A 21226-nucleotide genomic window follows, 5' to 3' on the forward strand; every position below is an offset into this window, starting at 1 on the left:
TCCGTGCGCGCGGAGTGGGCCAGTTCGCTGAGTGAAGACCTCCACCTCGACCTGCGCGGGCCTCGCCTGCGCGACGGCCTGATGGAGGCCCTGCGCGACGCCATCCGCACCGGACGCCTCGCCCCGGGTGCGAAACTGCCGTCCAGCCGCACGCTCGGCGCGGATCTCGGCATCGCCCGGAACACCGTGGCGCAAGCGTATGCGGAACTCGTCGCCGAAGGCTGGCTCACCGCGCGCCAAGGCGCCGCAACCCGGGTTGCCCCGCGCGCCGAGATCGCGCCCGCGCCGACTGTGCCGAAGCCCGCGTCGCGACACCGGATCGTGCACGACCTACGCCCCGGACAGCCGGATCTGTCCGCATTCCCTCGCGCAGACTGGATCAAGGCCGCACGCCGCGCACTGGCCGTCGCGCCAGACGACGCGTTCGGCTACGGCGGTCCGTACGGCCGCCCGGAGCTGCGCGAAGCCCTGGCCGAGTACCTCGCCCGCACTCGCGGCGTACGCGCGCACCCGGACCAGATCATGATCTGCACGGGTACGTCGCACAGTCTCATCGTCCTCGCCGAAGTACTGAAGCAGCGAGAAACGCCGGCGGTCGCCGTGGAGTCGTACGGCCTGCAGGTGCATCGCGCGCATCTCGCCAAGGTCGGCCTGAACACCCCGCAGCTGCCGGTGGACGCCGACGGCGCGATGGTCGAACGCCTCAACGACCTGCCCGACGTCGGCGCAGTGCTGCTGACGCCGTCGCACCAGTTCCCCACCGGCGTCGCGCTGCATCCGGACCGCCGCGCCGCAGTAGTGGACTGGGCGCGCCGGACCGGCGGCTTGGTGCTGGAGGACGACTACGACGGCGAGTTCCGCTACGACCGCAGCCCGGTCGGCGCGATGCAGGGGCTCGACCCGGAACACGTGATTTACCTTGGCACCACCAGCAAAGCGCTCGCACCGGGACTTCGGCTCGGCTGGATGGTGCTGCCGCCGCGGATCGCCAGGGCCGCCGCCGAGATCAAGGGCGAGCGCGACCCGCACTCCGGCGTGCTCGACCAGCTCACGATGGCCGAGTTCCTCACGTCGGGAAGCTACGACCGGCACATCCGCGCGATGCGGCTGCACTACCGCCGCCGGCGCGACCAACTCGTCGCGGCGCTGGCCGAGCACGCCCCGAACACGCGGGTGACCGGGCTGTCCGCCGGATTGCAGGTGCTCGTGGACGTCCCCTCCGGAGAGGAAGACGCCGTGGTGCAAGGGTCCGCGTGGCAGGGGCTGGCCATGCACGGAATCGGCGCGTTCCGGCATCCCGACGCGCCCGCGGACCGCGACGCGCTGGTAATCGGTTTCAGCACGCCGTCGGCGAGCGCATGGTCGGGTGCGCTGGCCGCGTTGTGCCGGGTGCTGCCCTAATCACTCACTCGACCTCGCTCACTCGACGCCGAGCATGACCTCGGTCGACTTCACCAGCGCGGTCACCGGCTTGCCGACCTCGAGTTCAAGCTCCTCGGCGGCGTCTTTGGTGATCGAGGCGACGACAGACTGCCCGCCGTCGAGCTGGACTGTGACCACGGTCATGACCGCACCGGGCTGGACCGCGGACACAGTGCCGGTGAGTTGGTTGCGAGTGGACAGACGCATGGCGTGAAACTCCTTCGAAGCTGAACAGAACACGGCCACAGTAAAGGGAAATCTCCCGATTCGCTGCCGCCGTCCCCGACCGCCCGCAGCAGGTGCGGAGGCAGTCACTCGACCGTGTCCGCAGGTGCTGCCCGCGGACCGGGTACGCGCCGATTCCGCGTTTTCGCGAGTTTGCCGCGCCGGAGAGCGGGTAGCCGAAGCGCGAGGGACGAGAAAGGGAGGACCCACAGTGAACGACAAAGCCGAAAACAAGGCCGAAGAACTTAAGGGTCGCGCCAAGGAAGCGATCGGCAACGCCACGGACAATGAGCAGTGGCAGGCCGAAGGCAAGGCAGAGCAGGGCAAGGGCAACCTCAAGCAGGCCGCCGAGAAGGTGAAGGACGCGTTCAAGAGCACCAAGGACTGACCGGACGCGCGTCGCCGAGAAGCCCGGGGCATCTCGCCCCGGGCTTCTTCTTCGCCCTCGAACTTGCACAACACGCAAACATTGCGCGCCACGCAAGCAGCGCGCTATGGTGGTCACATGACCGAGCGACCGAACCTGCGAGACCGCCGCCGCCAAGAGACCCGGGTCGACATCTCCTGGGCGGCAGTCCGGCTCACAGTCGAGCGCGGTCTGTCCAACGTGACCATCGAGGAAATCGCCCGTGCGGCGGGAGTTTCGCCGCGCACAGTCAACAATTACTTCTCCAGCAAAGCCGAAGCGATCGTCGCGCGCCACCAGGACCGGGCTCGCGGGATCGCCGATCACCTCCGCGCGCGCCCGGCGGCGGAACCGCTGTGGACCGCGCTGCGGGAAGCCTCGCTGGCGCAGCTCGACGACGACCGCGGCACCGCTTCCGGCGGCACCTCCGATCCACAGTGGACCGCAGGAGTCCGGGTCATGATCGCGGAACCCGCGCTGGCGGGCGAATTTCTCAAAGCCAATGTCGCGGCCGAAGAATCACTGGCCGAAGCGATCGCGGAACGCCTCGGCGCGGATGTCCACGATCTCCGCGTCCAGATCATCGCCACCACCGCCGGCGGCGTGCTGCGCGCAGTCATCCAGGAATGGCTGCGCACCGACCCGCCCGCAGAGCTGTCCACCATCGTGCACCAGGCGTTCGACACCCTCGCCGAGGTGCTTCCCTGATCCCGCAAGGAGATCCCCATGTCCGCCGTCGTCATCGCGGGCGCCGGGCCGAACGGCCTGATGCTCGCCGCAGAACTCTGCCTTGCCGGAGTCCGCCCCGTGGTCCTGGAGCGGCTCGCCGAACCCGACGGGGTGCGCCGTGCCAACGGTCTCGTCGGCCAGGTCGTGCCGCTGCTGCACCGGCGCGGGCTGTTCGAGAAGCTCACCGGCAGCCCTCGACCGGCACCCGCGCCACGGTTCGTCTTCGGCGCTTTCCCGATCGAATTCGCCGATCTGCCCCGAAACCCGATGTACCTCCTGCCGAAACCGCAGCACGAACTCGAGCAGATCCTCATCGAGCACATCCTCGGGCTCGGCGCCGAACTCCGCCGCGGCCACGAAATCACCGGCTTCGCCCAGGACGAGAACTCGGTGACCGTGCGAGTTCAAGGACCGGACGGGTCCTACGAAATCGCCGCGGACTACCTCGTCGGCGCGGACGGCGGACGCAGCACCGTGCGCAAGCTCGCCGGAATCGACTTCCCCGGCGTCACCTGGGACGAATCGGTGTCCCGCAGCGCGAATGTCCGGATCCCGCAGTCGTTCGTCGACCCCGCGACCGGCGGCCTGAGGCTGGAGACCGGCGTCCTCCCGCCGTTCCTGCACCACCGGACGGAAACCGGGGTGTTCGTGTTCGCGCCGTTCGACCCGGCGAACCCGGCCGTGTCGACCAGCGAACGAGGCGGTGCCGCCGACTTCGCCGAGGACGATCCGCTGACCATGGAAGAACTGCGCGCGAGTGTGCGGCGCGTGCTCGGCGTCGATCTGCCGCTCGAACCTCCGTCCGGTGCCGGCCCGTTCCTGCTGCGCAGGCTGACCGGCGGCAACACCAGGATCGCCGAGACCTACCGGCGAGGCCGGGTCCTGCTGGTCGGCGACGCGGCCCACGTGCACTCGTCGATCGGCGGGCCGGGCCTGAACCTCGGCCTGCAGGACGCGGCGAACCTCGGGTGGAAGCTCGCCGCGGAGGTCCAAGGCTGGGCTCCGCCGGGGCTGCTCGACAGCTACGAAGGCGAACGCCGTCCGGTGAGCGAGCGCGTCGTGATGCACACCCAGGCGCAGAGCGCGCTCGTCGCGCCCGGGCCGGAAGTCACCGCGCTGCGCGAATTCTTCGCCGAACTGCTGGCCTTTCCGGATACGCGGCAGCACGTCGCCGACCTGATGTCCGGGGCCGACATCCACTACGGCACCGACCCGAGCACCGGCCGGTGGGCTCCCGACCTGGCGCTCGCCGACCCAGCTCCGCTGACCGCCGCCTACCAGGCCGCACGGCCGGTGCTGCTCGACCTGACCCCTGGCGCCGTGCTCGCCGACGTGGCCGCACCGTGGCACGACCGCGTGACCACCGTGTCCACCGCGGCCACCGGCGACGCACCAACGGCCCTGCTCATCCGCCCGGACGGTTACGTCGCCTGGTCCTCCACCGACGCCGAACCAGACGTCGAGGCGCTCCGAACCGCTCTCGCACAGTGGTTCGGCGCACCGGTCAGGTCAGCCGTGTCGTCGCCACGTTGATGAGCGCCCCGGCCGGCAGCGTGCCGTCCGGGGCCACCAGCGACCGGGACGCCACCTTGAACGCGGTCCGCAGCCCCATCAGCTGCGTCTCGTCGAGGGCGTCGACCTGGTAGTAGGTGTCGTGGCAGGTCTGCCAGACCGAATCCGGCGGGCCGGACAGGTCCACCAGCAGCTGGTGCCATTCGACCGGCGCGAACCCGGCCGGGCCGAGCAGCGCGTCGAGACCTTCGCGGGTGCGGCTGCGCGGGTCGCCGGAGGTCGGGATCTGCCGGTCCTCGGCGACCACCGCGAAGAGCGGCCGGGCGACCTTCAGGAACACCTCCAGCGCGTCGGTCCCGCCGCCGCCGACACCGATCACGAAGGCGCCGCCGGGCCGCAGCACCCGGGCGGTCTCGGCGATCACCTTCTCGACGTCGGACATGAGCATCAACGCCATGTGCGACACGACCGCGTCGTAGCCGTCGTCCTCGAAAGGCAGCTCCTGCGCGCGGCCGGGCCGCAGATCCGCGTCGGCGAGCCCGGCCCGGCCGCGGGCGACGTCCAGCTGCTTGGCGGAAAGGTCGATGCCAGCGAGCTTTTCGGTACCGCGACCGGCGAGCACGGCCAGCAGCGCGCCGTCCCCGCAGCCGAGGTCGAGCACGCTGCCCGGCTGGCCCACGTGGTCGGCGAACGCCTCGTACACCGAGCGTCCGTCGACGCGGCCCCGATCGGCCAGTTCGGACGCAGCTGCCGGGTTCCGGTCGTGATAGTCGCGCAGGAACTCTTCGGCGGGCGTCATCATGCCCGTGACGGTAGCGCGAACGGTCACTTCAGCAGCTCGGTTTTGGCCAGGTTGACGCAAAGCCCCGCCGGAAGCCGTCCGTCGGCGGTGCGCAGCTGCTCGGTTTCGGCGAGAAAGGCCGCGCGCAGCCGAGACAACTGAGCGTCATCGAGGGTGTCGGTCGAGTAATACGACTCGCAGCACAACGTCCACACCTCATCCGGCGCGGCGGTCAGGTCGATCTCGTACGGTTCCCAGGAAACCGGCGCGAATCCGGCCGGAGCGAGCACCTCGTCGATCCCCTCGCGGTTCGACGTGCGCCGCTCGGCGGTGTAGGTGGCCCGTCGTTCCTCCGGCACCTCGCGGAACAACGGCCGGGCCAATTCCAGGAACACCGGAGTCGCGCCGGTCGATTCGGGACCGCCGACGACCACCGCGAACGTTCCGCGCGGAGCCAGCACCCGCGCGATCTCGGCGGCGACCTCCTCGGGGTTGTCCATGAGCATGAAGGCCATGTGCGACACGACCGCGTCGAAGCTGTCGTCCGCGAACGGCAGCTCCTGCGCCCGCCCGTGGCACAGCTCCGCACCGGCCAGCTCGGGCCGTTGCCGGGCAAGCGCGAGCTGGCCGGAAGAAAGGTCAACGCCGGCGAGCTTTTCCGCACCGCCACGGGCGAAAACGGCCAGCAGCGCGCCGTCGCCGCAGCCGAGATCGAGCACCCGGCGCGCGGGCGCGACACGATCGGCCAGCACCTCGTAACTCGTGCGGCCGTCCCCGGTCACCCGGCCGGACTCGATCAGCGCGGACATCGCGTCCGGTTTGCGATCGTGGTACTCGCGCAGGTAATTCTCCGCGGCAGAGGTCATGCACCGACGGTAGCGAATTCCTGGTACCCCTGTGGCATGGACGAAGAAGCTCTGCTCGGCATCGACGTCGGCACGACCGCGGTGAAAGTCGCCGCGTTCACGGCGGACGGCCGGGAACTCGCGGCGCATTCGGTGCCCTATCCGATCGCGCGGCCGCGTCCCGGCTGGGCCGAACAAGATCCGGAAAACTGGTGGCACGCAACGGAAACCGCGCTGCACACCGTCCTTTCCGGACTTCCCGCCGGTTCGGTGCGCGCGGCCGGAATCGTCAGCCAGGTCAACACCCATCTCCTCGTCGGCCAAGACCTGCGGCCGCTCGCCCCGGCGGTGATCTGGCAGGACCAGCGCTGCGCGGAGATCGCCGCGGAACTCGACGCCCGCTTCACTGACGACGACAAAAAACGCATCTGGGGTGGGCCGATCGTGCTCGATGCGTCGTTCGCGGGCGCGCGGGCCGCGTGGTTCGCGCGCGAACAACCGGAGCTGTGGTCCCGCGCGCGATGGATGATGAGCCCCAAGGACTTCATCGGTGCCCGGCTCACCGGAAGGGTCGCGACCGACCTGCTGTCCGGCGTACGCATCGCGGGCGCTTCCGGTTACCTGCCCGAAGCAGTCGCGCTCGTCGACGGGCTCGGCGTGCGGCTGCCGGAACTGCTCGCTCCAGAGGAACCCCTCGGCCACGCTGCCGTACTGGGCGACGCACCGGTTGTCGTCGGAACCATGGACGCGTTCGGCGCGGTTTTCGGCACCCGCACCACAGAACCCGGCCGTGCGATGGTCACCTGCGGGACGTCGTTGGTCGTCGCAGCCGCCTCGCACCGGAACGAATCAGTCCGAGGGCTGGTCACCTTCCCACCGCGCGGCGACGTCGTCGTCCACGCCGGACCGACCCAAGCCGCCGGCGACGCCGTTCGCTGGTGGAGCCGGGTGTCCGGGCTGTCCGTGCCGGAGGTGTTCGCCTCCGCCGCGGACGGCCAGCCCGGCGTGGTGTTCCTCCCGCATTTGCAAGGCGAACGCGCGCCGCTGTGGGATCCAGACCTGCGCGGCAGTTTCCTCGGCCTGACCTCGTCCACGAGCACCGCGGACCTGTCGCGAGCCGTGCTGACCGGCGTCGCGTTCTCCGCACGGCACGTACTGGAAACCGTCGAAGAAGCTTGCGGCGAACGTCTTCCGTCGGTGACGTTCTCCGGCGGCGGCGCACGGAGCGACCTCTGGACCCAGCTCCACGCGGACGTCCTGTCCCGCCCCGTCGAACGCCTCCGGGTGCACGACAGCGCTGCCCTCGGAGCGGCCCTGCTCGGCGCCGTCGGCGCGGGCCAGTATCCGGACGTCGAAACCGCCGCAGCCGCGACCGTCGCCGTTGAGCGAACCTTCGCCCCCTCGACGGACCTGACCGGCCTGTACGAGGCGTATCGCGCGGCACACGAAGGGCTCGCGAGAGTGCACGAACGGCTGGCCCGATGGTGATCTAATGGCCAGCATGGAAACCCTCCGCTACGGCAGCGAGCCCAGCCAGTTCGTCGAACTCCACGGGACTCCGGGCGGGCGGGGCACCGCCGTCCTGCTGCACGGCGGATGGTGGCGCGCCCGGCACGACCTGCACCAGCTCGACCCGATGGCAGCCGACCTCGTCGCCGCGGGCTGGTACGTGGCGAACGTCGAGTACCGGCGCATCGACGGCGACACCGGCGGCTGGCCGCAAACCCTGGACGACGTGCTGGCCGCGATCGCCGCCGTCGAACGCCCCGCCGCGCTTCCGACCGTCGCGATCGGACACTCCGCGGGCGGGCACTTGGCGCTGTTGACCGGGGGTTCGCTCGCCGGTGTCGTCGCACTGGCCCCGATCACCGACGTCCCCCGCGCGCGGGCCGAGGAATTGGGCGAAGGGGCCGCCGGACTGTTCCTGACCGGCGACGACGCCGCGGCCTCCCCGATCCGGCAGGTCCCGATCGGCTGCCCGCAGCTGGTCGTTCAAGGCGACGCCGACGTCCGGGTCCCGGTGGCGCACAGCCGCGACTACGTGGCCGCGGCGAAGGCGGCCGGCGACGACGTGGATTACGTCGAGCTTCCCGGCGTCGACCACTTCCGGCTGATCGACCCCGGGGACGAGCCGTGGCAGCCCGTCCGGGAATGGCTCGACCGCCGGTTCAGCTGACGTCCGCCTCCACGAACCGGTGGCCGGCGGTGTTCTCGATAGCCACCGCCGCGACCTGAGCCGGGTCGACGACCGCCGTGCCGTAGAGGTACGCGCCGTCCCGCGCCGCCCTCTCCGACACCATCCAGCCGCCCGCGACCTGGCGCTGGCCGTTCTTGCCGATGACCACCAGCAGGCATTTCTGCCCGGCCGGAATGCCGGTCACCGAACCGTCCACGCGCACCCAGCCGGTCTCCGGCACGATGCTCGCGGTGAGCCGGGTCTGCCCGCTGGCGTCCGCACCGGAAATGACTTTCGTGCCAGGAACCACGCTGGTCGACGACGGCGGCGGCGCAGTCGGCACCGCCACCGCGGGCCCGGACCAGTTGCGTCCCACCAGCACCCCGACACTCACCGCGACCGCGGCCACCACGACCGCCGCGACGATCGCCATCGAGCGTCCCCGCCCGGCCTGCGCACGCGACTCCGCGCGCACCCGGTCGACGGTCCGCTGCATCACCAGGTCCGCGCCCACCGGCGGCCCCTCCAGCAACGCCTCCGGCGGCAACTCCCCGAGGAAACTCTGCACCTCGCGCAGGGACGCGGCCTCGGCCCGGCACCGCTCGCAGCCGTCCAGATGCGCCTCGACGTCGCGCTGCTCGCCCGAGGCGAGCTGACCGGACAGGTATCCCGCCAGGTCGACGTGTTCGTCGGCAGTGTTCATCCGGCCACTCCTTCCGCTCGCCGGAACTCTTCCCGCAACGCCCGCAACCCGTAATACGAGCGGGACTTCACCGTGCCCGGAGGAATCCCGAGCCGCTCAGCCGCCTCCGCGACGCTCCGTCCCTGCAGATACATCTGCTCGAGCACCTCGCGATGCTCCGGAGAAAGCCCGTCGAGCGCGGCGAGCACCACCATCGAGTCGACGACCTGATCGGCATGATCCCGCTCGACCGGCCCGCCCGACGGCGACTCGGCCACCTCCTGCGGCCGCGCCTCCTTGGCCCGGAACCGGTCGATCACGAGGTTCCGCACCACGGTGAGCAGCCAGCCGCGCACCGACCCGCGCCCGTTGACCAGACTGTCCGGACTGCGCCACGCGCGGACGAGCGCCTCCTGCACCACATCCTCCGCCGCCGCGCGGTCGCCGAGCAACCGGGTGGCGTAGGCGAGCATCGCGCGCCCATGCTCCTCGAAAAGCGCGCGGACCAGCGCCTCGTCCGCAACCGCCCGCCGATGACGAGCCCTGAACCCGGCCATGCCCCGATCATCCTCCCGCTCAAGGCCGATTGTCCCGCACCGGCGGCGTGTTGCTCCCTACCCGGTGCTGACCCGGTGCTGCTGCTGTTCTTTCCAACGCTGGGTGAGACTCCGCGTCCCCGCCCTCGCCGTTCCCCGCCTTCGCTGTCCTCCGCCCTCGCTGTCCCCCGCCCTCGCTGTCCCCCGCCCTCGCTGCCTCTCGCTCGATGTGGTGGCTGTCCGCTGCGCCGACCGCGCTGGGCGCCGCAGCCTTTCCCACTCCGCTGTCTCATCGGTGTCGCCTCCCCGCCCCGCCGCCTCATCCGTCTCGCTTCCCCGCCCCGCCGCCTCATCCGTGCCGCTTCCCCGCCCCGCTGCCTTATCCGTCTCGCTCCCCCGATCGGTGCAGCTCTCCCGCCTGGCACCGCACCTGCCCGGCGAGCTTTCCCCGCTGAGCGCCGCTGCCCCGATCGATACCCGCCCACCCGCGTGGTTCCGCCGACACGATCGGGGAACGCACCGCCTGCGAGCCCCGGACCTGGGCTAAGTTCGAAATTGATCCAGCCGGAAGGCTTGCTCACCAGGTCGGCGCACGCCGGTGCCGTGCACTGGGATCACCGTCCCGGCCGCCCGACCGCCCTGGAGCCGCCGGGAGCGCTGCGCACACCGCCCTCCCGGCGGCTCCGGGGCACCTTGGGCCGTTCCGCTCCCGCCCACCAACGGCACCGGGGCACCATGGGCCGTTCCGCTCCCGCCCACCAACGGCACCGGGGCACCATGGGCCGTTCCGCCCCGACGGCGTGGAGGGGCACGCCGGTGGCGATTCGTAATGCCCAGACTGATCCAGTTGGAGCCAGGGCCGCCCCATGCGCCAGGACATTCCGACACGCGCAGCTCTCGCCCGGACGGCGACCAACCGCCGCACCGCCACCAGCAGCCATCGCACCAGAGCGGCCCTCGCCGCGGCCCTGAGGTCTCATCCCCGGAAACCGCGGCGAACGCAACGCGGCGTCCGTCCGGGGACGTTTGGTATTGACGACTGCAGACCTGGCAAGCATCCGCTAGAACCCGCTGGCAATCGCCGCGGCCAGCGCCGCCTCGAGCGAACTTCCGCGGAAGGAAGGCCTGCCATCGCCCGGAATCCCCGGCTCAAGGCCGCGCCGAGGCATCACCCGTCCGCCGAAATAAACCCGCCACGGCACTGCGGCTCGACACGAATCCCAGGCCGCGGAGCCAACTGCTTCCGACCTGCCGTGCAAGCACCCGCACCACCGTCCACAAAGGACTCAAGCGGCGGCCGCGCCGAGGTCGGTCAGCACCACCGGGCTCGCCGGGGCTCCCCGGCGGCGGGCGATTCTCACCAGGCCCCGGCGGTGCAGGCGGTCCATCGCCTGCGTTTCCCACAGCGGGACTCGCCCGCCGACCGACCACAGGTAGCATTCCGCGGTCCCGGCGAAACCGTTGCGGACCACCACCAGTCCGCGCCGGACGTCGTCCAGTGCGTGTACGTCCTCCTCGACGAGCACCATGACCGGCTCCCTCCGTCCCCTTCATGGTGAAACGTCCGGGGCCGCCGGCACATCCGGGAATCCACCTCAGGGGTCCCCTGGAGAAATGGGGTCGCCCTCGCCTCGCGGACCTGGCAGGATCGGGCCTTGTGCGGCCGCCGGCGATCGCGTGCGACGAGTCCGGTTCGGAGGGCGTGAACCTGATCGGCGCGAACACCGCGGTATTCGCGCACGCCGCCGTCCGGCTGGAACCGGCGGACGCCGCGGAATGTGTTGCGCGGCTGCGGGAACTCATCGGTTCGCCCGCGCTCGAGTACAAAGCCAACCATCTGCTGCGCGCGAAGAACCGCGCCGCGTTGGAGTGGCTGCTCACCGAACCTCTCGCCGATGCCGCCAGCGTCCTGCTCGTCGACAAGGCGCTGTTCCTCGCGGGCAAAATCGTCGATTTGCTCGTCGACCAGACCCCGTACCCGGAATGCCTGCGACGCCGTCCGGACGCTCGCGCCCGTGCCCTCCACCAAGACGGTCCACGCCTCCACGGACCCGGCCGCTGGACAGAATTCCTGCGCTCGTTCACCGGACTGTTGCGTACCTCGAACCGCCGCCTCCCGGCGACCACTCCCGACGAATTCTTCGCCCAGACGGACGTCCTCGGCGATCTGGTCGCGGCCCGCCCGCAACTGACCGCCCTGCGGGACGACCTGCTCGCCAACCCGGGCCTCGTCCCGCCGCTCGACCCGTTGATGCCCGCCCTCGCCGACACGATCGCGTTCTGGCGGCCGGAAAAAGTCATCCACGACGAGCAGCCGTCCCTCACCCCGGCCCGGCTCGCGCAACTGCTCGACCCGGTGCCGCGGTGGCGATTCGTCGACTCGAAGTCCGAACCGCGGGTCCAGATCGCCGATTTCCTGGCCGGGGTCGCCCGGCGGCTGACCGAGGAAACCCTGCACGGCGACGGGGACGCGGAGCTGGTCAAACTGCTGCGGCCGTACGTGCTTCCGGCGTCAGTCTGGATCGGGGATCCGGCGGACTAGCGCGGTCGTCACCGCCATGGCAGCCGAACGCGGTCGACGGACTTCCGGCTGGCCTGCCGACCCGGGAAAGGCGTTACCAATCCCGCAGGATTGGCGACGAGCTCCCGGCTGGCTAGCCGCCCCGGGAGAGGAGTCGCCGATCCCTCGGGGTCGGTGCCGAGCTCCCGGCAGGCTCGCCTCCCCGGGAGCGGAGTCACCAATCCCTCGGGGTCGGTGCCAAGCTCCCGGCAGGCTCGCCGATCCAGGAGAGGAATCGCCAATCCCGCAGGGTCGGCGACGAGCTCCCGGCTGGCTTGCCAACCCCCGCGGAGGAGTCACCAATCCTGCGGATTGACGACGTGCACGGCGGCTTCCTCGGCCGACGCCGCACCGCCGTCGATGCCGATGTCCGAGGCATACAGTTCGGCCTCGGTGTCGGGGCCGAAGCCGGCGTTGGAGGCGACGAGGCGGCCCGCGCGGAAGTCGCCGACCTCGTCGTCGACCAGTTCGCCGTCGGTGTCGTCAGTGTCGCCGAGGCCGTCGCCGTCGGTCGCGCGGATGTCCGGGAGTTCGCGGGCCAGGCGGCCCGCCCAGCTTTCCCCGGCGGCTTCCTCGGCGGCGGTGGTGCCCCAGTCGCGGGTCGCGAGTGGACGTTCCGGCGGCGAATACCCCTCGTCATAGGGGTCGCCGTCCTCCAGGGTGTCTTCGGGATCCAGCACGCCGGTGTCGGCGTTGTCTTCGATGTCGTCGTCCACTGCTCCTCCTTCCCGCGTGCCCAGGTTACTGCCGCCCGCTAGCCTGTGCGCTCACGCCGGGTGGAGGAACGATGACTCAGTGGAGCGGTCCCACGCTGATCGCCGTATTCGCCGGATTCGGGCTGGCGTTCGTTTTGGTGGTGCCGTATGTGGCGGTCAGCTATCGCAAACGCGGCGAACTCGGCCTGCTGCGCGCGATCGCCGCGCCGGCGTGCCTCGTGTACTGCTTCGCGCTGGTCACCTACACGCTGCTGCCGCTGCCGAACGTCGACGCGGCGTACTGCGTGGCACACGAATCGCTGCGGCATCCGGTGTGGAATCCGCTTCAGTTCCTTGAAGACATGAAGCAGTTCAACACCGGGTTGCTGGATAATCCGGCGCTGCGTCAGGTGTTGTTCAATGTCGCGTTCTTCGTGCCGTGGGGCGTGTTCCTGCGGCGGCTTTTCGGGCGGAGCATCGGGTTCTCGATCGTCAGCGGGTTCTTCGTGTCGCTCGCCATCGAGACGACCCAGCTGACCGGCGTGTGGTTCCTGATGGAGTGCCCATACCGGCTGTTCGACACCGGCGACCTGCTGTCGAACACCGTCGGAGCGGGGGTCGGCGCGCTGCTCGCGCCCGTGCTGCGCCGGTCTGGACGGCTGCGTCCGGCCGACGAGCCGCGTCCCGTCCTCGCCCGGCGGCGGCTGCTGGGCATGGTGCTCGATCTGATCTCGGTCACGCTGGTGGGCGTCGTGCTGAGCATGATCGCGCTCGTGGTGCAGTACGTCATGAAGGGCACGCTGCAGAACAACACGCTGATCGACGACGTCCTCGGCCGTTGGGTGCCCACCGCGGTTCTGCTGCTGCTCGTGCCGCTGGCGGGCAACGGCGCGACGCCTGGTCAGCGTGCGGTCATGCTGACGGTCGTGCGCGCGGACGGGCGGCCGCCGTCGGTACTGCAGTCGATCGTCCGGTTCCTGATCGGTTCGGGCGGCTATTTCATTCTGGTCGGCTTGGACTCCGGGTGGACGTCACTGTGGCTGCTGGCGCATCTGGTGTTCATGATCTTCACCCGGGGGCATCGGGGCCTGACCGGGCTGGTGTGCCGGTTGTCCGTCGTCGACACGCGGGCCGCGATCCGGGAGCCGGTTGCCCCGCCAGGGTGATGTCGTTTTTTCGCGAGGTTTCGTGCGCGCGGCGGGGCAGACTGGTCGGCGTGTACGAGGACACTGAACGCTGTATCCGCGCGGTGCAGTCGAAGGACGACCGGTTCGACGGGTGGTTTTTCACCGCGGTGCTGACCACGCGAATCTACTGTCGGCCGAGTTGTCCGGTGGTGCCGCCCAAGGTCGAGAACATGCGCTTCTACCCGAGCGCGGCCGCCGCGCAGGCCGCCGGATTCCGCGCCTGCAAACGCTGCCGGCCCGACGCGTCACCCGGTTCGCCGCTGTGGAACGAACGCGCCGACGTCGTGGCGCGCGCGATGCGCCTGATCGGCGACGGGGTCGTCGACCGGGAAGGCGTGCAGGGCCTCGCCGCGCGGCTGGGGTACAGCGTGCGGCAGATCGAACGCCAGGTGCAGGCCGAACTCGGCGCCGGACCGCTCGCGCTCGCCCGGGCCCAGCGCGCCGAGACCGCCCGGCTGCTGATCGAAACCACCACGATGCCGATGAGCGATATCGCGCACGCGGCCGGGTTCTCCAGCATCCGGACGTTCAACGAAACCGTGCGGGCCATCTTCGCCCTGACGCCGAGCGAACTGCGTGCGCGTGTCCGTGGCGGCAAGCGGACCAAGTCGCCAGGCGTCCTGTCGCTACGGCTCCCGTTCCGCCGGCCGCTGTGCCCGGACAACCTGTTCGGGCACCTGATCGCCACCGCGGTCCCAGGCGTCGAGGAATGGCGCGACGGCGCGTACCGCCGCACGCTGCGACTGCCGCACGGCCACGGCGTGGTGTCGCTCCGCCCGGAGCCGGACCACGTCGCGTGCCGCCTGAGTCTCACCGACCTGCGCGACCTAGCCGCCGCGATCAGCCGCTGCCGCTGGCTGCTCGACCTGGACGCCGACCCAGTCGCGGTCGACGAGCAACTTGCCGCGGACCCGACCCTCGCTCCCCTGGTCGCCGCCGCCCCGGGCAGGCGCGTCCCGCGCACGACCGACGCCGCCGAGTTCGCCGTACGAGCCGTTCTCGGCCAACAGGTCTCGACCGCCGCCGCCCGCACCCACGCGGCACGTCTGGTCCTGGCGCACGGCACCCCGATCGAGGACCGGGAGGGCGGTCTGACGCACCTGTTCCCGTCGCCCGAGTCGCTGGCGGACCTGGACCCGGAAACGCTGGCGATGCCGAAGTCCCGCCGCGCGACCCTGCTGGGCCTGGTGTCGGCTCTCGTCTCCGGCGACGTCGACCTCACCGCAGGCGGCGATTGGGTCCACGCCCGCGCGCAACTGGCCGCGCTGCCGGGTTTCGGCCCGTGGACGGTGGAGAGCATCGCCATGCGCGCCCTCGGCGATCCGGACGCCTTCGTCGCGACCGACCTGGGAGTGAAGATCGCCGCCGAAACCCTAGGCCTGCCAACAAGTCCAGCCGCTTTGACCGCACATGCCAGCCGGTGGCAGCCGTGGCGCGCGTACGCGGTCCAGCATCTCTGGGCGACCGGCGACCATCCGATCAACCGAATTCCCGCGGTGTCGGCATGACCGTGGTGCACACCGTCATCGACAGCCCCGAAGGCCCGCTGACCCTCATGGCCCGCGACGGCGGCCTGGCCGGCCTGTACATCGGCAACGAGCAGTACCGCCCGCCACGCGCCGCCTTCGGCGACCGCGACGACCGCCCGTTCTCCGCGGCGACGCGTCAGCTGAACGAGTACTTCGCTGGTGACCGGGTCGAGTTCGACCTTCCGTTAGCTTTCAGTGGAACTCCTTTCCAAGAGACGGTGTGGCGGGCGCTCCTGCGGATCCCGTACGGCGAGACGACGACCTACCGAGAACTGGCGGAATCGATCGGCCGCCCGACGGCGTCCCGCGCGGTCGGCCTGGCGAACGGCCGGAACCCCATCGGCATCGTGGTGCCGTGCCACCGGGTGCTGGGCAGCGACGGATCACTGACCGGCTACGCGGCTGGGGTGGAGTGCAAGCGGAGGTTGCTGGAGTTGGAGCGGAGTGGGCGGTTGGTTGTGGGGTGAGCGTGGGTTGGCGGCGGTTGAGTTGAGACTGAGGTGGGTTGGCTCGGGCTTGGCTGGCTGGTTTCAGGTTGGGCCGGGTGGGTTGGAGTGACGCGGCTTGGGCTGGACGCAGTGGCTCAGGCTGGGCGAGCGGGCTGATTCGGGCTTCGCCGACTGGCTCAGATCAGGCCGACGGATTGAAGTGACCCGGCTTGGGCCGGACGGATTGACTTGGCTCAGGCTGGTTGCGCGGGCTGCGGCAGCTGGCCTGACTCGTTCAGGGCTGGGCAAGGCGGATGAGCTGACCCGGCCGCGAGGAGCCAGCCGGAGAGGACCGACTCGAGTCAATCGGCGCTGCCTCGGGCCAGGTTGGGCGGCTCGACACGGGTTGAGGCTGGCATCTCACCTCGCGCTGCCCGCTCGGCTAGCTCCGCTCGGTTCAGCTGAAATGCTGCAACGCCCCTGTCCCGGCCCGTTCCGATTCGCCTCGGCCGCGCCTTCGAATCGACCGCTCGCGCGGTGCGGTTCCGGCTTCCCCAGCCCGCAGGACTCGGGCCGACCTGGAGCGCTGCCCGCGCAGACTCGACCGTCCCGAGACCAGCCGAAGCTCAAGCCAAGCGAGGACGCAGCCCACGCAGGCTCAGGTCGCCCTGGTTCAGCCGGAGTCGGGACCAGTCGAGGACCAGGCTCAGCTGAACCAGCCGTTCACCGCTCCGAAGTCCAGTGCCCCTGTCACCTCCCCATAAGTCCCCTGCTTCAGCATTTCCGCCGCGGCGTGGTGGGCCAGGGAGTAAGCCGCCTGGGCGATCGACGTTCCCACACTCACCCGGCGCACTCCGGCCGCCGCTAGCTCTGACACCGGGGGTGCTCCTGGTCCGGCCATGGCGCTCACTGGGATCGGCGACGACTTTGCCAGCTCCGCCAAGACTTCGAGGTCCACCAGGCCGGGGACGAAGACGCTGTCCGCTCCGGCATCGGCGTAGACGCGGGCTCGGGTCAGGACATCGTCGAAGCGGCCGGCGGGTTCGCCGATTCCGAAGAGGTACACATCTGTCCGGGCGTTGATCCACAGCTCCGAGAGACCGGCCGTCGCGGCGGCGGCTCGGGCCGCGGTGAAGCGTTCTGCCTGTTCGTCTGGGGTGAAGAGGGTCAGAGTTCCGGCGCGGGAGTCTTCCAGGTTCACGCCTACCGCCCCGGCCTCGACTACGCCGGTCACGGTTTCCGCTACGGCTGAGGGGGCTAGGCCGTAGCCGCCTTCTACGTCGGCCGTCACTGGGACTTCTACGGCTGCGGCGATTTGGGCTACGACTGACAGCATTTCCGCGCGCGAGAGGTGTTGGCCGTCGCCTCTGGCTAGCGCCCAGGAGACGCCGCCGCTGGTGGTGGCGATCGCGGGCGCGCCGGCGCGTTCGATGGCGACCGCGCTGCCCGCGTCCCAGGCGTTCGGCAGCACGAGGACGTCCGACGCGTGCAGTTCGCGGAAGAGCTTTGCCTTGTCTTGCAACGAGTTCACGAGGTTCCTCCCCAGTGGCGAGCCCCGGTCGGGGCAACTGCGGAGGAACGTATCAGCGGGCACCGACAAAAATCGGAGCCAACTACCTCAGGGGAGCTCGAAGCCCAGTTCGCGGGCGGCGTCGGCGGGGGTCGGCTGGGTCCAGCGGCGGGCGACGGCCTCGTGGGTGGACAGCGAGCGCAATTCGGCTCGGTCCAGGTACAGGATGCCGTGCAGGTGATCGGTCTCGTGCTGGACGATTCGCGCTGGCCAGCCGGACAATTCCTCGTCCAGGGCGGCACCGGTTTCGTCACTGCCGCGAAGCCTGATCCGCAGGGCCCGCGCGACGACGGCCTGCCAGCCGCGAACGCTGAGGCAGCCTTCGAAGAACGCGGCGGTTTCGTCGCCCACTCGGGTGTACGTCGGATTCACCAGCACGCGGAACGGCAACGGGACGATCCCGCGGGTGGCGAGGGTGGATTCGGCGACGCCTGGGCGTTCGCGCGCACCGTCTTCGACCACCGCGATCCGCACCGACAGGCCGATCTGCGGCGCAGCCAGGCCGACGCCGGGTGCGGCGCGCATCGTCTCCTTCATGCCTTCGATCAACGCCGACAGCATCCCGTCGCTCAGTTCGCCCTCGTACGGGCGGGCGGCGGCGCGCAGCACGGGATCGCCTGCCTGCACGATCGGCCACGGCAACGGCTGGGCGAGCAGTTTTTCGACCTCTTCGGCGAGCACCGGCGGACCCCTCTCCAAGAGCAACGGGACTGCGGCATGATCGCACCCGCGCGGAGCACGACACTCGACCGGGGATCAGGCAAGCTGGCAGCCGTGGCCTACGACGTGAACGCGATCCGCAAGCACTTCCCCGCGCTCGAGAGCGGCGCTGCCCACTTCGACGGACCTGGCGGTTCCCAAGTCCCGGACGTGGTCGGCGAAGCAGTGTCCTCGACCCTCTGCGCCGCTATCGCGAACCGCGGCACCGTCACGGCGGCGGAGCGCCGCGCGGACGGCGTCGTGCGCGAAGCCCGCCAAGCCGTCGCTGACCTGCTCGGCGCGCGTCCGGAGGGCGTCGTGTTCGGGCGCAGCATGACCCAGGTGACCTACGACTTCTCCCGCACGCTCGCGAAGAACTGGGGTCCGGGCGACGAGGTCGTGGTCACCCGGCTGGACCACGACGCCAACGTCCGGCCGTGGGTGCAGGCCGCCGAAGCACGCGGGGCGACCGTTCGCTGGGCGGACTTCGATCCGGGGACGGGCGAGTTGCCGACGTCCGCGATCACAGAGCTGCTCACTGACCGGACGCGACTGGTCGCGGTCACCGCGGCGTCGAATCTCCTCGGCACTCGTCCGGATATCCCGGCGATTACCGACGCGGTGCGCGAAGCAGGCGCGCTGAGCTATGTGGACGGCGTGCATCTGACGCCGCACTCGCCGGTCGACATCGCCGCATTGGGCGCTGACTTCTACGCCTGCTCGCCGTACAAGTTCCTCGGCCCGCACCTCGGTCTTCTCGCCGCCGCGCCCGATCTCCTGGAGACGCTGCAGCCGGACAAGCTGCTGCCGTCGAGCAACGCCGTTCCTGAGCGTTTCGAACTGGGTACGTTGCCGTACGAACTCCTCGCGGGCACTACGGCGGCTATCGACTTCCTCGCTGGGCTCGTGCCGAGCGAAGGCAGCCGCCGCGAGCGTTTGCGTACGTCGCTTACAGCTCTCGAAGCGCATGAAGACGCACTGCTGCAGCGGCTGGAGGACGGTCTCGCTGCGCTGCCGCGCGTCGTCCGTTACGGCTCACCGACGCGTCGCCGTACGCCGACAGTGCTGTTCTCGGTCACCAGCCTGACGCCGCAGGCCGTGTACGAGCGCCTCGGCGCGCGCGGGATCAACGCGCCTGCTTCGACGTTCTACGCCATCGAGTGCGCGCGGCATCTCGGTCTCGGCGACGCTGGTGCCGTACGCGCTGGCATCGCGCCGTACACGACTGCAGCAGAAGTCGATCTGCTGCTCGCTGCTGTTGCGCAGCTGTGAATGAGCATCGAGACGACTGTCGACGGACAGGTCACCACTGTCACCATCAACCGGCCGGAGAAGCGCAACGCGCTCACGAAGGCGATGTACGTCGCCCTCGCCGACGCCTTCGACGCTGTACGCACGCCTATCGCCGTACTGAGCGGAGCGGGCGGCGCGTTCACCGCAGGCAACGACCTCGGTGACTTCCTCGCGCACGAAGCCGGAGACCGCACGAAGACGCCCGCGCGGGTGTTTCAAGAGGCCTTGCTCGCGACGCAGGCAGTGGTGGTCGCATCGGTCGACGGTCCGGCTGTCGGCATCGGCGCGACCCTGCTGTTGCACTGCGACCTCGTCTACGCCACCGAACGCAGCTACCTGCAGTTCCCATTCGTGCCGTTGGGGCTGGTGCCGGAGTTCGGCAGCAGTTACGCGCTGCCGCGCCGAGTCGGTCCACAGCGCGCGGCGGAGCTACTGCTGTTCGGAGAACGACTCCCCGCGGTCGACGCAGCACAACTCGGGTTGGTCAATGAAGTGCTCCCTGACGCGACAGCGCTCAACAAGCGCGTCGAGGAACGCGTCGCGACCCTCGCCGCACGGTCGGTATGCGCGCTGACGGCAACGCGCGCACTGCTGCACGACCGCACCGACATTAGCGTCGAAGAACGAATGGAGTCGGAGTCCAAGCACTTCGCCGAACTGCTGCACGACCCGGACACTGTCGCCGCGTTGCGCGCGAAGCTCGACCGGCGTTAGCGACGGCGGCGCTTGTCCACCGCCGCGCCGAGAACTGGACCTAGCTCCTCGACGACGGTGTCGAGCGCCGTCACCGCGTGCTCGACGCGCGCCAACACCAAGGCTCCTTCAAGCGCGCTGATCATCAACACTGCCAACGAAGCGGCGCGCGCCGTCGGTACGCCCATCTGCTCCAGCGCGGACACGATGGGTTTCCGCCACTGCACAAAGGCGTCGTTCGCACGCTCGCGCAACGGTTCGCTCGACGCCGCCGTGTCAGTGACGGTGGCTACTAACGGACAGCCGTAGTCGTAGCCGATCTCGACGAACTCCGCGCGCCAGTACTCGACAACCGCAGCGAAGAGCGCGGACGGCGTCGGGTCCGTCAGGGAGGCCATCGCGCGCGTCACGCGGCGCGCGGCGTAACGGCCCGCCCAGTCGATGGCCTCGCCGAACAGCTGTTCCTTACCGCCCGGGAAGTAGTGCTGCAGCGACCCCCGCGGCGCTTCGGCATGCGCTACTACCTCGCGCATTCCGGTGCCGCTCAGGCCTTGCGTACGCAGCAACTGCGCAGCGCTGAAGACCATCCGGTCGCGCGCCGGCCGTTCCGTCATCGAGCGTCTCCTCCGTGACCGTCAGCTCGTACTCGTTCTCGCCGCCGTACCCCGGGACGAAGCGGAATCCGCACGCCCGCAGCAATCCGTCCGCGGCGACGTTGCCCTCCTGCACAGTGGCGTGCAGCGTCCAGCCTCGCCACTGCTCGGCGGCCAGCCGGACCAGGCCGCGGCCGATGCCCTGCCGCTGCCACCCGTCGGCGACGAGCAGCCCCAGTTCGACGCGGCGGTCGTCTTCCGGAACCGCGTTCAGGAGCCCGGCGGGCACGCCGGAAACCTCGGCGACGAGGGCGGTGCCGGCGAGCAGGAATCGCCGGTACCGGGACAGGACCGCCTCCGGGTCGATCGGGCCGCCGAGGGTGAACCGGCGGCTCAGCGATTCCGGCGAGCAGGCGCGGACGAGATCGGCCACGGAACCGGCGGTGGCCGGTCGCACGGCGGTCATGACAGTCGTCATAATCCGAGGGTCGCACACGGCCGCGGCTATGACAAGCGTCATGGGAGATGTCACGCTGCCGACACGGCCCGCGCGGCCCGCGAGCCCCGGTACCGCCGGGCGGCCACCGGTTTCGGGCAAGACGAATTCACTTATCGTATCCGCTATACCCCATCGGCGGTAATTCCACCGATTAATCGGGCGTTGA

At 70.2% G+C, this 21226-nt stretch carries 23 protein-coding genes; 12 read left to right on the forward strand and 11 right to left on the reverse strand.

Going from position 1 to position 21226, the window contains the following annotated elements; all coding sequences use genetic code 11:
- Positions 1-3: 3 nt before the first annotated feature.
- Positions 4-1401 carry a PLP-dependent aminotransferase family protein gene (locus ACFXI3_RS25455; RefSeq protein ID WP_378402678.1) on the forward strand — a complete coding sequence of 466 codons (1398 nt, stop codon included), beginning with the start codon at positions 4-6 and terminating at the stop codon, positions 1399-1401.
- An 18-nt stretch (positions 1402-1419) separates the two neighbouring features.
- Here the strand turns inward: ACFXI3_RS25455 and ACFXI3_RS25460 are convergent, their stop codons facing one another.
- Positions 1420-1629, reverse strand: a complete 210-nt coding sequence (locus tag ACFXI3_RS25460; RefSeq protein WP_067580482.1) for a molybdopterin-binding protein — start codon at positions 1627-1629, stop codon at positions 1420-1422.
- A gap of 229 nt (positions 1630-1858) precedes the next feature.
- On the opposite strand from ACFXI3_RS25460, the gene ACFXI3_RS25465 reads away from it, so the two are divergent.
- The 3 genes from ACFXI3_RS25465 to ACFXI3_RS25475 all read left to right on the forward strand — a co-directional run bounded on the left by ACFXI3_RS25465 (position 1859) and on the right by ACFXI3_RS25475 (position 4315).
- A complete protein-coding gene (locus ACFXI3_RS25465) occupies positions 1859-2035 on the forward strand; it encodes a CsbD family protein (protein ID WP_344271974.1) in 177 nt (58 codons plus the stop codon).
- 117 nt (positions 2036-2152) lie between these two features.
- Positions 2153-2761, forward strand: a complete 609-nt coding sequence (locus tag ACFXI3_RS25470; RefSeq protein WP_344271971.1) for a TetR family transcriptional regulator — start codon at positions 2153-2155, stop codon at positions 2759-2761.
- Positions 2762-2779: 18 nt separating this feature from the next.
- Positions 2780-4315: an FAD-dependent monooxygenase gene (locus tag ACFXI3_RS25475; RefSeq protein WP_378402680.1), complete on the forward strand. Its 1536-nt coding sequence runs from the start codon at positions 2780-2782 to the stop codon at positions 4313-4315.
- Here ACFXI3_RS25475 and ACFXI3_RS25480 read toward each other — a convergent pair.
- Positions 4287-5096 carry a class I SAM-dependent methyltransferase gene (locus ACFXI3_RS25480; RefSeq protein WP_378402682.1) on the reverse strand — a complete coding sequence of 270 codons (810 nt, stop codon included), beginning with the start codon at positions 5094-5096 and terminating at the stop codon, positions 4287-4289. The two genes, ACFXI3_RS25475 and ACFXI3_RS25480, sit on opposite strands and share 29 nt — an antisense overlap.
- 23 nt (positions 5097-5119) lie before the next feature.
- Entirely contained in the window at positions 5120-5941 is an 822-nt protein-coding gene (locus tag ACFXI3_RS25485; RefSeq protein WP_378402684.1) for a class I SAM-dependent methyltransferase, read from the reverse strand.
- 36 nt (positions 5942-5977) lie between these two features.
- Between ACFXI3_RS25485 and ACFXI3_RS25490 the strand changes: the two genes are divergently transcribed.
- Complete coding sequence (locus ACFXI3_RS25490; RefSeq protein WP_378402686.1) at positions 5978-7408, forward strand: FGGY-family carbohydrate kinase; 1431 nt, start codon at positions 5978-5980, stop codon at positions 7406-7408.
- Positions 7409-7412: 4 nt separating this feature from the next.
- A complete protein-coding gene (locus tag ACFXI3_RS25495) occupies positions 7413-8096 on the forward strand; it encodes an alpha/beta hydrolase family protein (protein WP_378402688.1) in 684 nt (227 codons plus the stop codon).
- Here the strand turns inward: ACFXI3_RS25495 and ACFXI3_RS25500 are convergent.
- The 3 genes from ACFXI3_RS25500 to ACFXI3_RS25510 form a co-directional block, all read right to left on the reverse strand.
- Positions 8089-8799, reverse strand: a complete 711-nt coding sequence (locus ACFXI3_RS25500) for a zf-HC2 domain-containing protein (RefSeq protein ID WP_344271953.1) — start codon at positions 8797-8799, stop codon at positions 8089-8091. The genes ACFXI3_RS25495 and ACFXI3_RS25500 overlap by 8 nt on opposite strands.
- Positions 8796-9335 (reverse strand): sigma-70 family RNA polymerase sigma factor, encoded by a 540-nt coding sequence (locus ACFXI3_RS25505; RefSeq protein ID WP_037810598.1) that lies wholly within the window; start codon positions 9333-9335, stop codon positions 8796-8798. The genes ACFXI3_RS25500 and ACFXI3_RS25505 overlap by 4 nt, the downstream gene beginning before the upstream one ends.
- Positions 9336-10600: 1265 nt before the next feature.
- Positions 10601-10843, reverse strand: a complete 243-nt coding sequence (locus ACFXI3_RS25510) for a hypothetical protein (RefSeq protein ID WP_378402689.1) — start codon at positions 10841-10843, stop codon at positions 10601-10603.
- Between the two features lie 128 nt (positions 10844-10971).
- Here ACFXI3_RS25510 and ACFXI3_RS25515 point away from each other — a divergent pair, with 128 nt between their 5' ends.
- On the forward strand, positions 10972-11856 hold the full coding sequence (locus tag ACFXI3_RS25515; protein ID WP_378402691.1) for a DUF3800 domain-containing protein: 885 nt from the start codon (positions 10972-10974) through the stop codon (positions 11854-11856).
- A 314-nt stretch (positions 11857-12170) separates the two neighbouring features.
- Here the strand turns inward: ACFXI3_RS25515 and ACFXI3_RS25520 are convergent, their stop codons facing one another.
- Positions 12171-12590, reverse strand: a complete 420-nt coding sequence (locus ACFXI3_RS25520) for a DUF5709 domain-containing protein (RefSeq protein WP_378402693.1) — start codon at positions 12588-12590, stop codon at positions 12171-12173.
- A 71-nt stretch (positions 12591-12661) separates the two neighbouring features.
- Between ACFXI3_RS25520 and ACFXI3_RS25525 the strand changes: the two genes are divergently transcribed.
- From ACFXI3_RS25525 to ACFXI3_RS25535, 3 genes are read left to right on the forward strand one after another with little or no spacing between them, the layout of a single operon-like run.
- Positions 12662-13735, forward strand: coding sequence for a VanZ family protein (locus ACFXI3_RS25525; RefSeq protein ID WP_378402694.1), 1074 nt, complete (start codon positions 12662-12664; stop codon positions 13733-13735).
- A gap of 50 nt (positions 13736-13785) precedes the next feature.
- Positions 13786-15264, forward strand: a complete 1479-nt coding sequence (locus ACFXI3_RS25530) for an AlkA N-terminal domain-containing protein (protein WP_378402696.1) — start codon at positions 13786-13788, stop codon at positions 15262-15264.
- Positions 15261-15752 carry a methylated-DNA--[protein]-cysteine S-methyltransferase gene (locus ACFXI3_RS25535; protein WP_378402698.1) on the forward strand — a complete coding sequence of 164 codons (492 nt, stop codon included), beginning with the start codon at positions 15261-15263 and terminating at the stop codon, positions 15750-15752. Before ACFXI3_RS25530 ends, ACFXI3_RS25535 begins: the two co-directional genes overlap by 4 nt.
- A gap of 667 nt (positions 15753-16419) precedes the next feature.
- Here ACFXI3_RS25535 and ACFXI3_RS25540 read toward each other — a convergent pair.
- Together ACFXI3_RS25540 and ACFXI3_RS25545 are read right to left on the reverse strand one after the other, a co-directional pair.
- The gene (locus ACFXI3_RS25540) at positions 16420-17244 is read right to left on the reverse strand and encodes an isocitrate lyase/phosphoenolpyruvate mutase family protein (protein WP_378402700.1); all 825 of its coding nucleotides are present in this window, start codon (positions 17242-17244) and stop codon (positions 16420-16422) included.
- A gap of 87 nt (positions 17245-17331) precedes the next feature.
- Positions 17332-17964, reverse strand: a complete 633-nt coding sequence (locus ACFXI3_RS25545; RefSeq protein WP_344271925.1) for a peptide deformylase — start codon at positions 17962-17964, stop codon at positions 17332-17334.
- A gap of 93 nt (positions 17965-18057) precedes the next feature.
- Here ACFXI3_RS25545 and ACFXI3_RS25550 point away from each other — a divergent pair, with 93 nt between their 5' ends.
- Complete coding sequence (locus ACFXI3_RS25550; protein ID WP_378402749.1) at positions 18058-19254, forward strand: cysteine desulfurase-like protein; 1197 nt, start codon at positions 18058-18060, stop codon at positions 19252-19254.
- Positions 19255-19989: an enoyl-CoA hydratase-related protein gene (locus tag ACFXI3_RS25555; RefSeq protein ID WP_378402702.1), complete on the forward strand. Its 735-nt coding sequence runs from the start codon at positions 19255-19257 to the stop codon at positions 19987-19989.
- Here ACFXI3_RS25555 and ACFXI3_RS25560 read toward each other — a convergent pair.
- Positions 19986-20501 (reverse strand): TetR/AcrR family transcriptional regulator, encoded by a 516-nt coding sequence (locus tag ACFXI3_RS25560; protein ID WP_378402704.1) that lies wholly within the window; start codon positions 20499-20501, stop codon positions 19986-19988. The genes ACFXI3_RS25555 and ACFXI3_RS25560 overlap by 4 nt on opposite strands.
- The gene (locus tag ACFXI3_RS25565) at positions 20434-21027 is read right to left on the reverse strand and encodes a GNAT family N-acetyltransferase (RefSeq protein ID WP_378402706.1); all 594 of its coding nucleotides are present in this window, start codon (positions 21025-21027) and stop codon (positions 20434-20436) included. The genes ACFXI3_RS25560 and ACFXI3_RS25565 overlap by 68 nt, the downstream gene beginning before the upstream one ends.
- Between the last annotated feature and the right edge of the window lie 199 nt (positions 21028-21226).

Source organism: Amycolatopsis sp. NPDC059235 (assembly GCF_042754125.1).
Lineage (GTDB): Bacteria > Actinomycetota > Actinomycetes > Mycobacteriales > Pseudonocardiaceae > Amycolatopsis > Amycolatopsis albidoflava.